This is a genomic window from Halomonas flagellata (assembly GCF_022487945.1).
Taxonomy (GTDB): domain Bacteria; phylum Pseudomonadota; class Gammaproteobacteria; order Pseudomonadales; family Halomonadaceae; genus Halomonas; species Halomonas flagellata.
On record NZ_JAKVPY010000009.1, the window covers coordinates 27,717 to 42,031 of the forward strand.

Here is a 14,315-nt window from a genome sequence, read left to right on the forward strand (position 1 = left end):
TTCGGTCGAGACGAGGCAACCGGTGCCTCAGGAAGCGACGACGGGTTCCGGGCGAGTGACGATCCAGACCCCCACCAGGAAGAGCCCGGCGATCAGGGCGAATTTCAGCCACGCCACGCTGACCGTGAGGGTCAAGACCAGCATCGAGAAGGCCAGCATGCCGGTGGCCAGCCACTTGGCATGCCGGGGAATGGCGCGCTCGCCCTCCCAGGCCACCACGGCGGGGCCGAAGCGTGGATGCTCGCGGATCCACAGGGCGAAGCGCGGCGAGCCCCGCGACGCGGCCCACACCGCCAGCAGCATGAAGCAGGTGGTGGGCATCAGCGGCACGAAGACCCCGATCAGGCCGAGCGCGAAACTGATCCAGGCGATGGCGATAAAGACGGCACGTTGCAGCGTCGGCATCGAGTGCTCCCTCCCTCTTCCCTGATCATTCATTGAAGCCCAAGGCGCCCGGCATGGCCAATCGCGATGCCCTATGGGACGAGGAGAGGCAACCTATGGTCCGGCCACGAAGAGAGACCCGCGGCGTTCGGAAAGCGCGGGCCCGCGTAGCGGCGGGCCCGTGACGGTGGGCGAGCGTTCAGCCCTGGATGGGAATCTCGCGGCGTGACGCCTTCGCCTCCGGGGAGCGCGGTACGCTGATCCTCAGCACGCCCTTGGCGAAGGAGGCCGTGATCTCCTCGACCCGGGCGTCCCCCGGCAGGTCGAGCACCCGCCGGAAGCTGCCATAGGAGCGCTCGACGCGCTGGAAGCGCTCCTCCCGGGTAGTGCTCTCCTGGCGCTTCTCGCCCTCGATCACCAGGCGGCGGTCGTCCAGGCTCAGCTTGACGTCCTTCTCCTCGACGCCGGGCACCTCGACGCTGATCTCGTAACGGTCGTCGTGCTCGGCAATATCGAGGCTCGGGCGCAGCAGCGCGGGCATGTCACCGAAGCGACTCTCGAGCGATGGCATGCCGAACTGGCGCATCATGCCGTCCATCCAGCGATCGAGCTCCTGGTGCATGCTCGTCAGCGGGGTCAGCTCGCCACGCCGAGGTTCCACGGTTCCGGTCGGTGCATCGGCACTCTCGCTCTTGAACCAGTTCCAGGGAGAGAATTTCTGCAGGTTCATCTGCCACACCTCCTTTCTCGTCTGTCGAAGATGCTCCACGGCAAGAACTCTGCCATTCGGCATCATCAGAATTGGTGGCGGCAGGGCGCTTTTCAAGAGGCATGAACGGGCGGCGTGACCTGGGTCAAGAAAGCCCGGGACCGGTCCGGGCAGAGACGCCGGGACGCCGCGGATCAATCGCGGAAGTTGTCGAACTGCAGCGGCAGGTCGGGGCCTCCCTCGCCCTTGAGCAGGGCCATGACCGCCTGCAGGTCGTCGCGCTTCTTGCCGGTCACGCGCACCTTCTCGCCCTGGATCTGGGCCTGGACCTTGAGCTTGCTGTCCTTGATGCGCTTGACGATCTCCTTGGCCTCCTTCTGCTCGAGGCCCTGCTTGAGGATGACCTCCTGGCGGGCGCGCACCCCGGAGAGCACGGGATCCTTGACCTCCATGCAGCGGGCGTCGATGCCGCGCGCGATCAGCTTGTTGCGCAGTACCTCGAGCATCTGCTTGAGCTGGAAGTCGACCTCCGCCTCGAGCGATACGGTCTCGCCATTGAGCTCGAAGCTCGCGGTGACGCCCTTGAAGTCGAAGCGCGTCTGGATCTCCCGGTTGGCCTGGTCGACGGCGTTGCTGGCTTCGTGCTTGTCGAACTCGGAAACGATATCGAAGGAGGGCATGATGCGGTCCTGGTAGCCGATGGAAATGGAAGGGTGAGTCTATCAGCCCACGCGCTCGACGGCCTCGACCGTCGGCGCCAGGGTCTTGACCATCTGCCAGCCGGCACAGCCATCCGCGTAGTAGCACTCGAGCCAGCACTCCAGACGAAAGCCCAGGCGCCGATAGAGCCCCAGCGCCACCCGGTTGTCGGCACGCACCTCGAGGCCCAGCCGCTCGGCGCCCCTCGCCAGCGCCACCTGCTCGAGCGCCTCGACGAGACGCCGGCCCAGGCCCTCGCCCCGTGCCGCGGGGTGCACGCAGAAGGAGTAGAGCCTCGCGCGCCGGCTGCCGCGGCGAAACAGCAGGGTGCCATAGCCCAGCAGCCGGCCCTCCTCGCCCTCGGTCCCCGGGCTCTCGGCCACCAGGGTCACGGCGTGGGCGCGGTTGAGCAGATGCCAGAGCTGGCGACGACTGAAACGGTCACCGGTGAAGGCCATCTGCTCGAGGCGATGGAGGTCGTCCAGGTCCCCGGGACGGGCCTGGCGCAGGGTCACGGTCATCTCATGCCTCCAGAGGTCACGGCCGTGATTGTGATCATGCTCGATACGCTTGTCAGCGCCCGTGATCATGAAATCTTTTCACCAACCCCGCCGCTTGTCGAGGACCGGGCTCAAGGGCATGCTGACTGCGTTCCGGCGGCCCCCCTGCCGCCCCTCCTCGCCCGGCTGGAGCCCCCATGTGCCCCCTGCGCATCGTCGTCGACCGTCTGGATGACTGGCAACCCTACTACCCTTCCGAGGACCTGATCGGTGCCGAGGACTTCCTTGCCCAGGATCACCGTCATCGCGATGCCGACGATCGGGACCGCACCACCCACGTGATCAACCTGAGCAGCGACCTCGACTACCTGGGCAGCGGCTACTATGTTTCGCTGCTGGCCCAGGCCCGTGGCCAGCGGGTGCTGCCGACGGTGGAGACGCTCAACGAACTGTCGCGCAAGGCACTGATCGACCTGCGGCTCGACACCCTGGCCCCGCTGCTCGGCGACCTGGCCCGGCAAGGGTCCCTGGCCGGCGACAACCTGACCCTGCGGGTACTGTTCGGCGAATGCCGCGAGCCGGCGCTGGCCCGGCTCGCCCGCAAGCTGTTCGAACGCCTGCCCTGCCCGCTGCTCGAGGCGCGCCTGGTGCGCCGCCATGACCTCTGGCGGCTGGCGCGGCTCAGGCCGATCCGGCTGCGCGACCTCGCCGCCGAGGAGCAGGACCTCTTCGCCAAGGCGCTCAACCGCCACTCGCGCAAGGTGTGGCGGACGCCCAAGGCACGCCGCCGCTACCGCTTCGACCTGGCGATCCTGGTCGACCCGAACGAGGCCCTGCCGCCGAGCAACCGCAGTGCCCTCAAGGCGTTCATCCGGGCCGGTCGCCGGCTCGGCATCGACGTCTCGCTGATCACCCGCCGCGATGCCGGCCGCCTGGCCGAGTTCGACGGCCTGTTCATCCGTGAGACCACGGCCCTGGACCACCACACCTACCGCATGGCCCGGCAGGCGGAGCACGAGGGACTGGTGGTGATCGACGCCCCCCGCGACATCCTGCGCTGCACCAACAAGGTCTATCTGCATGCCCTGCTGCGTGCCCGCGGCGTGCCGGCCCCGGAGGGCGCCCTGCTCCAGCGTCGTGACCGCCGGCCGCTGGCCGAGCGGATCGGCGGCCTGTCGTTCCCGCTGGTGCTCAAGGTGCCGGATGGCTCCTTCTCCCGGGGGGTGGTCAAGGTCGAGTCGCTCGCGCAGCTCGAGCGCGAGGCCGCCCGGCTGTTCGAGGCCTCGGCCCTGCTGCTGCTGCAGGAGTGGCTGCCCACCGACTACGACTGGCGCATCGGCGTGCTCGACGGCCGGGTCCTGTTCGCCAGCCGCTACTACATGGCCCGCGGGCACTGGCAGATCTATGACCACTCGGGCCCAAAGGTGAAGAGCGGAGGCTTCACCACCCATGACCCGACCGAGGTGCCGGCGGACGTCCTCAAGGCCGCGCTCAAGGCCACTCGCCTGATCGGCGACGGCTTCTATGGGGTCGACCTCAAGCAGGCCGGTGGGCGCGTGGTGGTGATCGAGGTCAACGACAACCCCAACGTGGACGCCGGGGTCGAGGATGCGGTGCTCGGCCGCACCCTCTATGAGCAGATCATGGGCGTCTTTCTCGCCCGCATGGAGACCCGGGTTCGCGAGGGCGCCTGAGCAGTGTCGGCACGGCGGACGGCCCCGCGCGCCGGGCGCAGCCTCGCCCGCTGGAAAGAGTCATGCCACATCAGTACCTTGTGTCGTCTTCACCGCCCCCTGTTGCCGATCGGCAACAGCCAACTCCCTGATCTGCAAGGCTCCTTCGATCTCGCGCCCGATCTGTTGGCTCACGGCGACGGATCGGGCGTTCCCGCGCGGCGACGTCATCCGAACTTAGTTCCCAATCCACTGATTTAAAAGCCTCCTTGAAACCTGGCCTGATTGTTGCCTGAGGGTAAGGTCGACGACCCACGTTTTCGGCCCTTTCGCGTCACCGCTTGCCGGCAACCCGGCGGCAGGCTGGCGTGGTGCACATGGAGCGGCCCAACAGCAAGGAGCAACGACGACCATGAGGATTACCATCTTCGGTTCCGGTTATGTGGGGCTCGTGACGGGAGCCTGCCTGGCCGATGTCGGCCATGACGTCATCTGCGTCGACGTGGACGAGGCCAAGGTGGCCCGACTCGAGGCCGGCGAGGTGCCGATCTTCGAGCCCGGCCTGGAGAGCCTGATCCGCCAGAACCAGGCCGCCGGACGGCTACGCTTCACCACCGATGCCGCCAAGGGCGTGGCGTTCGGCCTGCTCCAGTTCATCGCCGTGGGCACCCCCTCCGACGAGGACGGCAGCGCCGATCTGCGTCATGTGCTCAAGGTCGCCGAGACCATCGGCCGGCACATGACCGACTATCGCATCATCGTCGACAAGTCGACGGTACCGGTGGGGACGGCCAGCAAGGTGGAGCGCGTCATCGCCGCCGAACTCGACGGTCGCGGCATCGAGCTGGAGTTCGATGTCTGCTCGAACCCCGAGTTCCTCAAGGAGGGGGCCGCCATCGAGGACTTCTCCCGTGGCTCCCGGATCGTGGTCGGGACCGAGTCGGAGCGCGTCAGGCGCGCCATGCGCGAGTGCTACGGTCCCTATAACCGCCAGCAGGAAAAGCTGATGTTCATGGCGGTGCGCAGCGCCGAACTCACCAAGTATGCCGCCAACGCCATGCTCGCCACCAAGATCAGCTTCATCAACGAGATCGCCAACCTGGCCGAGCGCCTCGGCGCCGACGTCGAGGAGGTGCGCCACGGTATCGGCAGCGACCCGCGCATCGGCTACAGCTTCATCTATCCCGGCTGCGGCTACGGCGGCTCCTGCTTTCCCAAGGACGTCAAGGCGCTGGCCCACACCGCCGAGGCGGCCGGCTATCCGGCCGAGATGATCAATGCCGTGGAGCGCGTCAACGGCCGTCAGAAGGGCAAGCTGTTCGAGAAGCTCTGCGCGGCCTTCGACGGCCAGCTGGCCGGCAAGACCATCGCCCTCTGGGGGCTGGCCTTCAAGCCCAACACCGATGACATGCGCGAGGCGCCGAGCCGGGCGCTGATGGAGGCGTTGTGGGAGGCCGGCGCCCGGGTACAGGCCTTCGACCCCGAGGCAGCCGAGGAGTGTCGCCGGTTGTATGGCGAGCGTGACGACCTGGTCCTCGCCGAGCGCCGCGACGAGGCCCTGGAGGGGGCCCATGCCCTGGTCATCTGTACCGAGTGGAAGGCCTTCCGCACCGTCGACTTCGACCTGCTCCGCGAGACCCTGCTCGAGCCGGTGGTGGTCGACGGCCGCAACCTCTTCCATCCCGACAGCGTCAAGGCCGCCGGGCTCGGTTACTACGCCATCGGCCGGGGCGACTCCGTGCGGCCCGTGCTGGCCTGAGGAGTCGAGATGTCGAAACCGCCCCTTGATCGCTCCGTCGCCAGCCGGGTGACGGAGCTCACCGTCCTGGTGCTGATCCTGGCCATGCTGGTGGTGGTGATCGTCGAGCTGCCGCGGGAGGTCTTCGATGCCGAATCGAAGAGCTTCTTCTTCGCCATCGGTGCCGTGGGCGCCTGGCGCTACTCCTGGTGGCTGGTCCAGGCCCTGCGTTCGGCGTGGTACAACCGCCGCCTCTTTCCGCGGCTGCGGGCCGAGGCCGATGCGGCCGCGGAGGTGTCGCGGCCGCCGGAGCTCTACGTGCTCTGCACCTCCTTCCGCATCGACCCGGAAGTGAACTTCCGGGTCTACGATGCCCTGGTGCGCGAACTCGTCGACTATGGCGTGCCCACCACCCTCTTCGCCTCGATCTCGGATCGCACCGATGTCGATGTCATCACCCACGTCATGGACGACCACGGCTGGCCCGGCAATGTCGAGGTGCGCTACATGTTCCAGAAGGGGGACGGCAAGCGCTCGGCCATGGCCGAGGTGCTGCGGGCGATCTCGCGTCGGCTGCCGGCACCCGGGGCGCTGCTGGTCTCCATGGACGGCGACATCCGCCTGGAACCCGGTACCCTGGAGCGTTCGCTGTCGTTCTTCCAGGCCGACCCGGACCTGGGGGCCCTGACCACCAACAACAGCGCCATCGTCACCGGTGGCGACGCCACCCGCGAGTGGTACGACCTGCGCTATGCCCAGCGCCACCTGGTGATGAGTTCGCTGTCGGTCTCCAACCGCTTGCTGGTGCTCACCGGCCGCTACAGCGCCTTCCGCGCCGACCTGGCGGTGCAGCCGGACTTCATCGACCTGGTCGAGAACGACCAGGTCGAGCACTGGCGCTTCGGCCGCTTCAAGTTCCTCTCCGGCGACGACAAGTCGACCTGGTTCTGGCTGCTGAAGAACGGCTGGCGGATGCGCTACATCCCCGACGTCTACGTCTCGGGGTTCGAGGAGCTACCCGACCGGCGGCGCTTCTTCGCCTCGACCACCGACCTGATGCGGCGCTGGTACGGCAACATGCTGCGCACCAGCAATCGGGCCATCGCCCTGGGGCCTCGTCCCATGGGGATGTTCGCCTGGTGGAGCCTGGTCGACCAGCGGCTCTCCATGTGGACCACCCTGATCGGGCCGACGGTGGCGATCCTGGTCACGCTCTTCGTGCGCCCTTCGTTCATCTTCGCCTACCTGCTGTGGATCCTCTTCACCCGTGGCATCGCCACCCTGATCCTGGCCTGGCAGCGCGGGCGCTACAGCCTGCTGTGGATTCCGCTGATCTACTACAACCAGGTGTGGGGCGCGATCCTCAAGACCTATGTCAGCTTCCGTTTCAACCGCCAGAAGTGGTCGCGCCAGGGGATCTCCGCCGGCGAGCCCGGCGACCCGGTGGCGGCGCGCCGCCAGCGCCACATGGGGCATCTGCTGCACGGCTTCGCCTACGGCGTGCTGCTGTGCGTGCTGATCCTCACCACCGGCGTCCTCGCCCCGCCCGACCGCATGTCGCTCTCGATCGCCAGGGACACGGGCGTCACGGGTTCCGAGACCCCCGAGAACGTCAACCGCTGGCTGTCGCAGGTCATCACTACCCTGCCCGACGGCGGCACCGTGCAGCTGCCTGCCGGCAGCTTCCGGGTGAACGAGGCCCTGCTCGATGCCCTGGAGAATGGCGAGACGATACGGGCCGAGCGCATCGACGGTGCCGACGGCATGCCGTCCACCACCCTGGCCCTCACGCCGGCGGTGGCCGCCCATATCGAGGGGCCGGATGGCGAGGCAATCGAAGACACGGCGTCCTGCACGCCCGAGACGAACTGCGCCCTGACCCTGGACCAACGGCGCCTGCCCCTCGTCAACGTACGCCTGGAAGTCGAGGCCGACCCCATCATGGAGGCCGTGGCAACGGCCGGCCCTTGAGCAAGGAGACAACAACGGATGGCTGACCATTATTCCGATCCCCGCGATCAGGACCGACACGAACCCACCCTGGGGGGCGCCCCCGACGACGACCGCTACCCGGCATGGGGCGGGGCTCCCCATGAGCGCGCCCGCCAGGCGAACGGCGACCGGATCCAGCATGAACGCCGTGACGAGCGGCGGCATATTCGTGTCTCGCCGCCCTTCCGGGTCAGGCTGGATGACGGCACCACGCTGACCGGGGCCGACGTGTCGCTGGGCGGCTTCGCCCTCTACAGCGACCGCGCCTTCCAGCCCGGCGAGACGGTCTCGGCGTCGCTGCTGATGATGGCCGGCGCCACCGAGCTGATCATCCCGCTGCGCGCCGAGTGTCGCCGTGCCGTGCCCGAGCCGAGCGGTCACGGCTACAAGGCGGGGTTCGAGATCGTCGACATGGAGACACCGCACCGGGAGCTGCTGCGCCAGGTGATCCGCAGCTGCCTGAGCGGACGCACCGCCAGTGTCGAGGCCCTGATGGCCGGCGAGGATCCCCAGACACCGCGCAAGCGCCAGGCCGGGGTCGCCAAGCCCTTGCCCTCGTCACGACCACCGCGCCCCATGCGCCGCTACGTGATCCTGTTCGGGGCCATCGGGGTGCTGGCGCTGGTGGCCGCCGCCACCGCCTATCGCAACTTCATGATGATCGAGCCGAGCTTCGCCGCGGTGACCGCGCCACGCATCGATATCCGCGCCCCCGGTCCCGGCATCCTGGCGGCCCATGACCTCCAGGCCGGCGACCGGGTCGAGCGTGACCAGTTGCTCACCAACGTCGAGAACAGCGACCTGGAGTCGGACCTGATCCTGGCCGATGCCGCCCAGCGCTACAACAACCGGCTGATCGAGAACCTCCAGGAGCACCTCGATGCCGGCGGCCAGGAGGTCAGCCTGGCCAACTCCGCCCAGCCGGCCAGTGGCGACACCCTCACCTTCGAGTCGGTCTCGCCGGATATCGCCCGGGCCCGCATCGAGCAGTTCGAGACCGCCCGTGACTACGAGAGCTCACGCATCACCGCCCTGGAGGCGCGCAAGGCCAACAACGACATCTACAGTCCCTGCGACTGTCTGGTGGCCTGGGCACTGAGCAGCGCCGACGGCACCTACATCAACGAGAGCGAGCGGATCATGACGCTGATCCGTACCGGTGAGGACGACGTCCTGGTCGAGGCGCTGGTGCACATGAGCGACATCGATCGCATCGAACCCAACCAGCTGGCCTATATCGCCCTGCCCAATGCCTCGGAACCGATCCGTGCCCGGGTACGCAACGTCGCCCTCGACGTGGAACGCCAGCCCCGTGCCGGCTTCCCCAGCTGGGTCCGCCAACAGCAGAACGTGGCCAGCGTGCTGCTGGTACCCGAGCGCGACCTCCCGGCGGAGAGCGTCGGTCAGCCGGTGGACGTGCGCTTCACCGAGGCCCCGCTGCTGGGCGCCACCGCCGAATGGGTCTGGCAGGGAGCCCGCGCGGTGATCCAGCTGGGTGATCGCATCTATCGCGCCGCCATGGAGGAAGACGACGGCGACACCGGCTGAGGCGTCGCCACTCGATCAGACCCCGCGACGCCAGGCGTCGCGGGTGACCCTATCCAGCCAGGAGGCACCATGTCCTTGGACACCAACTTCTTCGCCCGCCCCCTCACCGGCCTGCCGCTGGCCACGCTGCTGATGGCCGTTACCCCCTGGACGGCGCAGGCCGACGATATCGACGAGGCCTCGCTGGGGATTCCCGGGGTCGAGGCGTGCTCGGCGCGCTACACCGAAGTCGATGCCCCGCGCCCCAGCGCGGCCGGCAACGGCCATGACGCCATCCGCGAGGGCTTCGACACACGACGCCACTGGGGCACCAAGCAGAACGTGGACCGCCTGGGAGCCGACCAGACCGGCCTCGGCGAACCCGGCCTGCGGGTCCACTATCCCGCGGACACTTCCTCGCCGGGTGACGGAGAGAAGGGCGGCGCCGGTTTCTACACCGAACCGGCGGCCCTGGCCGGCGCCGAACGCGCCTGCCTGACCTACCGGGTGCGCTTCGAGCCCGGCTTCGACTTCGTCAAGGGGGGCAAGCTGCCTGGCCTCTACGGCGGTGATGCCCCCAGCGGCGGCGAGACCGCCGACGGCGAGAACGGCTTCTCCATGCGCCTGATGTGGCGCGAGCAGGGCCAGGGTGAGCTTTACGAGTATGTGGTCGACCAGACAGGCACCTCGGTGGGCCGAGGCACCTGGACCTTCCCCAGCGGCCAGTGGGTGACCATCGAGCAGGAGATCGTGCTCAACGACCCGGAGGAGAGCAATGGTCTGGCTCGGCTGTGGATCGACGGCCAACCGGTGCTCGAGCAGCGCGACATCGTCTATCGCACCACGCCGGACCTGACCATCGACGGCCTGATGTTCTCGACCTTCTTCGGCGGCAGCGGGAACGAGTGGCGCACGCCTCGGGACCAGTACGCGGATTTCGCCGCCTTCCGGCTCTATGTGCCGACGACCTGACGTCACCCGGTCTCGCCATCGACGGTCCAGTGCCACCGTCCAGTTCCACCGTCCAGATCCAGCAGGGAGCGACCCCCACCATGCCCCATGTCCGACGCCGAGCCCCCCTGTCGCGCTGCCCGAGCCCCGCGATCCTGGCGCTGCTGTTCGCCGGGCTCGCTGGCGTGGCCAGTGCCGACGAGAACGAGCTTCTCAGCCGGGAGGAGCGGGAAGCCCTGGACCTCTCGGCATACCGGGTCAACGAACCGGACGCCGGCTACTTCGACGTCGCCGCCCGCATGGCCGAGCTCGAGCAGACCGACAACTCCATCCTGCTGCAGGAGCTCGATGAGCTCTCCCAGGGGCCGAGCTGCCAGCAATTGCTGGAGTACGAGCCCATCACCACCCGGGTGCGGATCCCGGGCTACTACCCCAATCCGGAGGAGTGGGAACTCGCCTCGGAGCCGCTGTTCCGCTTCGAGGACAACGTCTCGATGCTGGCAGGCTCCTTCGTCGCCAGTGGCGATCCCTACTATGCCGAGTGCCTGATCCGCTTCCTGGACCACTGGGCCGAGTCCGAGGCGCTCACCGACTTCCACTACGACTCCATGCAACCCCAGGCCTGGTTCGCCACCGAGTCGATGCTGTTCGCCGCCGGCATGGCCTACGCCGTGGTGCGCCCCTACGTCGAGGGCCTGGAAGAGGAGCGCGAGCGCCTGGAAGCCTGGCTCAACGAGCTCGCCCACCTCCACGCCGACATCCCCGGCGACGCCGAGAACAGCTGCTGCAACAACCACTTCTATCGGCGTGCCCTCTACGGCAGCGTGATCGGCGTGCTCACCGAAGACGACGAGCTGTTCCGCTTCGGGGTCAGCGCCATCTACTCCGCCCTGCACGACATGACCGACGACGGCGCCTTCCCGCTGGAGGTGAACCGTGGCCGACGCGCCACCCACTACCAGAACTATGCCCTGCTCTACCTGGTGACCAACATGCAGGTCATCTCCCGCCAGGGCTACGAGGAGATCTTCGACCTCGAGATCGAGGGCAAGACCCTCCGCGACGGCGTCGATTTCCTGTTCGAGATTCTCGAGGATCCGGCGGCGCTCGGCGACTATGCCCCCCTCGAGCAGTACACCGGTTTTCTCAAGGATCCCCAGTACTTCACCTGGATGGAGATCTACCAGACCCGCTACGACGACCCACGCATCGAGGATTTCGTGACCCGGGTGCGCCCCCTCTACAACCGCAGCGCCGGGGGCTACGCCACGCTCTACTTCATGCCGCCCGATGCCCAGGCCCACGTCTTCCGGGACGAGGAACAGCGCCAGACCGAGGCCTTCCGCGGCCTGGGCCAGCAGTGATGCCCGCGGTCGTCCCCCCGCTCAACGAGGAACCCTCCATGAAGAAGACCGCCAACCCCTTGCGCTCTACCACCCCATTGCGGCTCACAGCCTCCCTCGCCCTGCTCGCCACGCTGGCGGGCTGTGTCGCACCCGCTCAGCCAACCGATGGCAGCGGAACCAGTGGCGTACCGGCCGGTTACACCGACTGGTTCGATGGCGGCCCCCAGGCCACCATCGAGGGCGGGGACTGGGACAGGATCAACCGCATCAAGGAGCTGATCGAGGCCGGTCGGCATGACGAGGCCATCGAGCGACTCGAGCCGCTGGTGGCCCGCCACCTCCCCCCCGCCTACTACGAGATGGCCAAGCTGTATGACGACGGCGAAGGGGTCGAACGGGATCCCGCCGAGGCCGCCAGGCTCTACGGCAAGGCGATCGAGTTGCCCTCGCCGGTCCTCGGCAACGCCTCGCTCAACCTCGCCAAACTCTACCGGGAAGGGGACGGCGTCGAACGCCACGACGTGCTGGCCTACTACCTGCTTGACCAGGCCGTGAACGAGGGCGTGGAGCGCGCCGAGCCGATGCTGGCGGCACTGCTCGCCGAGGGCGGCGAGGGGGTCGGAGCCGACCCCGAGCGGGCCCGGGAGCTCTATGCCCGCGCCGCCGAGCGGGGAGACGCCCAGGCCTTGCAGGCCCTGGCCGAGGCCCATGGCCCCGGCGGCTGGCTGCCGGAAGAACCGGAACGCGCCATGGATTATGCCCAACGCTACGCCGCCATGCTCGAGGAAGAGGCGGCTGGCGGCGATACCAATGCCATGCGACAGCTCGCCGGGCTTCACGCGCCGGACGGACTGCTCGGCGACCAGCCGGAGCGGCGCCGGCAGTGGCTGGTGCGCGCCGCCGAGGCCGGGGATGAGGACGCCCTGGGCCAGGCCGGCAGAGCCATGATGGAGAGCGACCCTCAGCGAGGCAGGCAGCTGCTCGAAGAGGCGGCCAACCGTGGTGATGTGGACGCCATGACGCAGCTGGGCCGGCTGCTGCTCGACCCGGAAGTGGGACCGACCCAGCGAGGCGAGGCCGAGCGCTGGCTGACCCGTGCCATCGAGGCCGGCTCGGTGGATGCCATGGTGGTCCTCGGTGCGGCACTGATCGATGAAGCCGGCGAACGGAGCAATCTCATGGGGCCGGACCGTCTGGATGGCGACACCGGCAACGACGCGACCGGCTCCCTTGCCGACACGGCGATGCGCCCCTCTCCCGACGTCAGACGTGGCATCGAGCTGCTCGAACGGGGCGCCGAGCAGGATGACCCGCTGGCCCTGGCGTATCTCGGGGACATCTACCTCGGCGATGAGCTCGTACCGAGCCAGCCCTACCTGGCCATGGAGTACCTGGAACGTGGCCACGAACTGGGCCACCCCTGGGCCACCGAGCAGCTCGGTGCCGCCTATCTCGAGGGGCGGGGCGTGCCCGCCGACGGCCGTCGGGCCGAGGAACTGCTGAGGGAGGCCGCCGAACGAGGCCAGAGCGGCGCCCTGCGCCTGCTCGGCGAGGCCCATCTCGAGGGCGAGGTGGTGCCCTTCCACCCCAGCCGTGGCGAGGAGCTGCTCCAGGCGGCGGTGGAGGCCGGCGATACCAGCGCCATGACCACGCTCGGCGAGGCCTACCTCGCCGGGCCACTCGAGGAGCACCCCGGCCGCGGGCTGGAGCTGCTCGAGCAGGCGGCCCACCAGGGCGACGCCTATGCCATGGTGGTGCTGGGGCGCGCCTACCGCGAAGGCCAGGGGCTGCCGCAGGACCTCGACGCCGCCTCCCGCTGGCTGACCCGGGCCCGGGATGCCGGGCACGCCTCCGCCGACGAGGCCCTGACCCGGCTCAACCGGGATCGCGGTGCCCAGGGGGATATCCGCGCCCTGGTCGAGGCCGCCGAGGACGGTCACCCCGGCGCCATGGCCGACCTGGGGCGCGCCTTTCTCCACGGCGAAGGGGTCGAGCAGAACCGCGAGTATGCCCGGGCCTGGCTCGAGCGCGCCGCCAACGCCGGCCATGCCGGCGCCAGGGCCGACTTCGGCGAGATGCTGCTCGACAGCGACCCCCAGCGCGGCATGCAGCTGCTGCAGGGCGCGGCCGATGCCGGCCACCAGGGCGCCCGCCTCGCCCTGGGACGCGCCTACCTCACCGGCGAGCACGGCGAGGTCGACGCCGAACAGGGCCTCGCCTACCTGCGTCACGCCGCCGAGGCGGGCAATCCCCACGCCGCTCAGCTGCTCGGCCAGGCCTATCTGGAGGGCAAGGGTGTCGAGGCCGACCCGGACCAGGCCGAGGAGTGGCTGACCCGGGCGGTGGAGAGCGGCGATCTCTCCTCCCGCGCCAACCTGGGTCGCGTGCTGCTGCGCGGCGAAGACGGCATGCCGCAGGATGTCGACCGGGGCCTGACCCTGCTGCAGGAGGCCGCCGAGGCGGGCCATGCTGGCGCCCAGGCGACCCTGGGCCGCGAGTACCTGCGCGGCGAACTGCTCGAGCGCGATTCCCGTCGCGGGGCCGACTACCTGCTGCAGGCCGCCCACCAGGGCCACGCCAGCGCCCGGCTGGCCCTGGCCGAGGCCTACCTGTCGGCCCACGGCCTGGAGAACGCCAACCGCGAGCAGGCGCTGCTGTGGCTCGACGAGGTCATGGAGGGCGACAGCGACATCGCCCTGGAGACCCTCCACGACCTGCTCTCGGACGATATCGCCGCGGCCGAGTGATCCTGCCTCGCGGCACACGCCCACCGCAAACGCGCAAGGCCGGCACTGG

The 14,315-nt window shown here is 68.8% G+C and carries 11 protein-coding genes; 7 read left to right on the forward strand and 4 right to left on the reverse strand.

Annotation, left to right across the window (positions count from 1 at the left end; genetic code table 11):
• Nucleotides 1-27: 27 nt before the first annotated feature.
• The 4 genes from MKP05_RS09180 to MKP05_RS09195 all read right to left on the reverse strand — a co-directional run bounded on the left by MKP05_RS09180 (nucleotide 28) and on the right by MKP05_RS09195 (nucleotide 2,313).
• Nucleotides 28-405: a YbaN family protein gene (locus tag MKP05_RS09180; protein WP_110282108.1), complete on the reverse strand. Its 378-nt coding sequence runs from the start codon at nucleotides 403-405 to the stop codon at nucleotides 28-30.
• A 178-nt stretch (nucleotides 406-583) separates the two neighbouring features.
• On the reverse strand, nucleotides 584-1,114 hold the full coding sequence (locus MKP05_RS09185; protein ID WP_240568016.1) for an Hsp20/alpha crystallin family protein: 531 nt from the start codon (nucleotides 1,112-1,114) through the stop codon (nucleotides 584-586).
• A 173-nt stretch (nucleotides 1,115-1,287) separates the two neighbouring features.
• Nucleotides 1,288-1,773 carry a YajQ family cyclic di-GMP-binding protein gene (locus MKP05_RS09190; RefSeq protein WP_240568017.1) on the reverse strand — a complete coding sequence of 162 codons (486 nt, stop codon included), beginning with the start codon at nucleotides 1,771-1,773 and terminating at the stop codon, nucleotides 1,288-1,290.
• Nucleotides 1,774-1,815: 42 nt separating this feature from the next.
• Entirely contained in the window at nucleotides 1,816-2,313 is a 498-nt protein-coding gene (locus tag MKP05_RS09195; RefSeq protein WP_110282806.1) for a GNAT family N-acetyltransferase, read from the reverse strand.
• Between the two features lie 176 nt (nucleotides 2,314-2,489).
• On the opposite strand from MKP05_RS09195, the gene MKP05_RS09200 reads away from it, so the two are divergent.
• From MKP05_RS09200 to MKP05_RS09230, 7 genes are all read left to right on the forward strand, one after another.
• Nucleotides 2,490-3,986, forward strand: a complete 1,497-nt coding sequence (locus MKP05_RS09200; protein WP_240568018.1) for a RimK family ATP-grasp domain-containing protein — start codon at nucleotides 2,490-2,492, stop codon at nucleotides 3,984-3,986.
• Between the two features lie 391 nt (nucleotides 3,987-4,377).
• Complete coding sequence (locus MKP05_RS09205) at nucleotides 4,378-5,724, forward strand: UDP-glucose dehydrogenase family protein (RefSeq protein WP_240568019.1); 1,347 nt, start codon at nucleotides 4,378-4,380, stop codon at nucleotides 5,722-5,724.
• A gap of 9 nt (nucleotides 5,725-5,733) precedes the next feature.
• Nucleotides 5,734-7,674: a glycosyltransferase gene (locus MKP05_RS09210; RefSeq protein ID WP_240568020.1), complete on the forward strand. Its 1,941-nt coding sequence runs from the start codon at nucleotides 5,734-5,736 to the stop codon at nucleotides 7,672-7,674.
• 18 nt (nucleotides 7,675-7,692) lie between these two features.
• Nucleotides 7,693-9,243: a PilZ domain-containing protein gene (locus MKP05_RS09215; protein WP_240568021.1), complete on the forward strand. Its 1,551-nt coding sequence runs from the start codon at nucleotides 7,693-7,695 to the stop codon at nucleotides 9,241-9,243.
• 69 nt (nucleotides 9,244-9,312) lie between these two features.
• Nucleotides 9,313-10,194, forward strand: coding sequence for a polysaccharide lyase (locus tag MKP05_RS09220; protein WP_240568022.1), 882 nt, complete (start codon nucleotides 9,313-9,315; stop codon nucleotides 10,192-10,194).
• Nucleotides 10,195-10,274: 80 nt separating this feature from the next.
• A complete protein-coding gene (locus MKP05_RS09225; RefSeq protein WP_240568023.1) occupies nucleotides 10,275-11,537 on the forward strand; it encodes an alginate lyase family protein in 1,263 nt (420 codons plus the stop codon).
• 38 nt (nucleotides 11,538-11,575) lie between these two features.
• Nucleotides 11,576-14,266 carry a tetratricopeptide repeat protein gene (locus tag MKP05_RS09230; protein ID WP_240568024.1) on the forward strand — a complete coding sequence of 897 codons (2,691 nt, stop codon included), beginning with the start codon at nucleotides 11,576-11,578 and terminating at the stop codon, nucleotides 14,264-14,266.
• The last annotated feature ends 49 nt before the right edge of the window (nucleotides 14,267-14,315 follow it).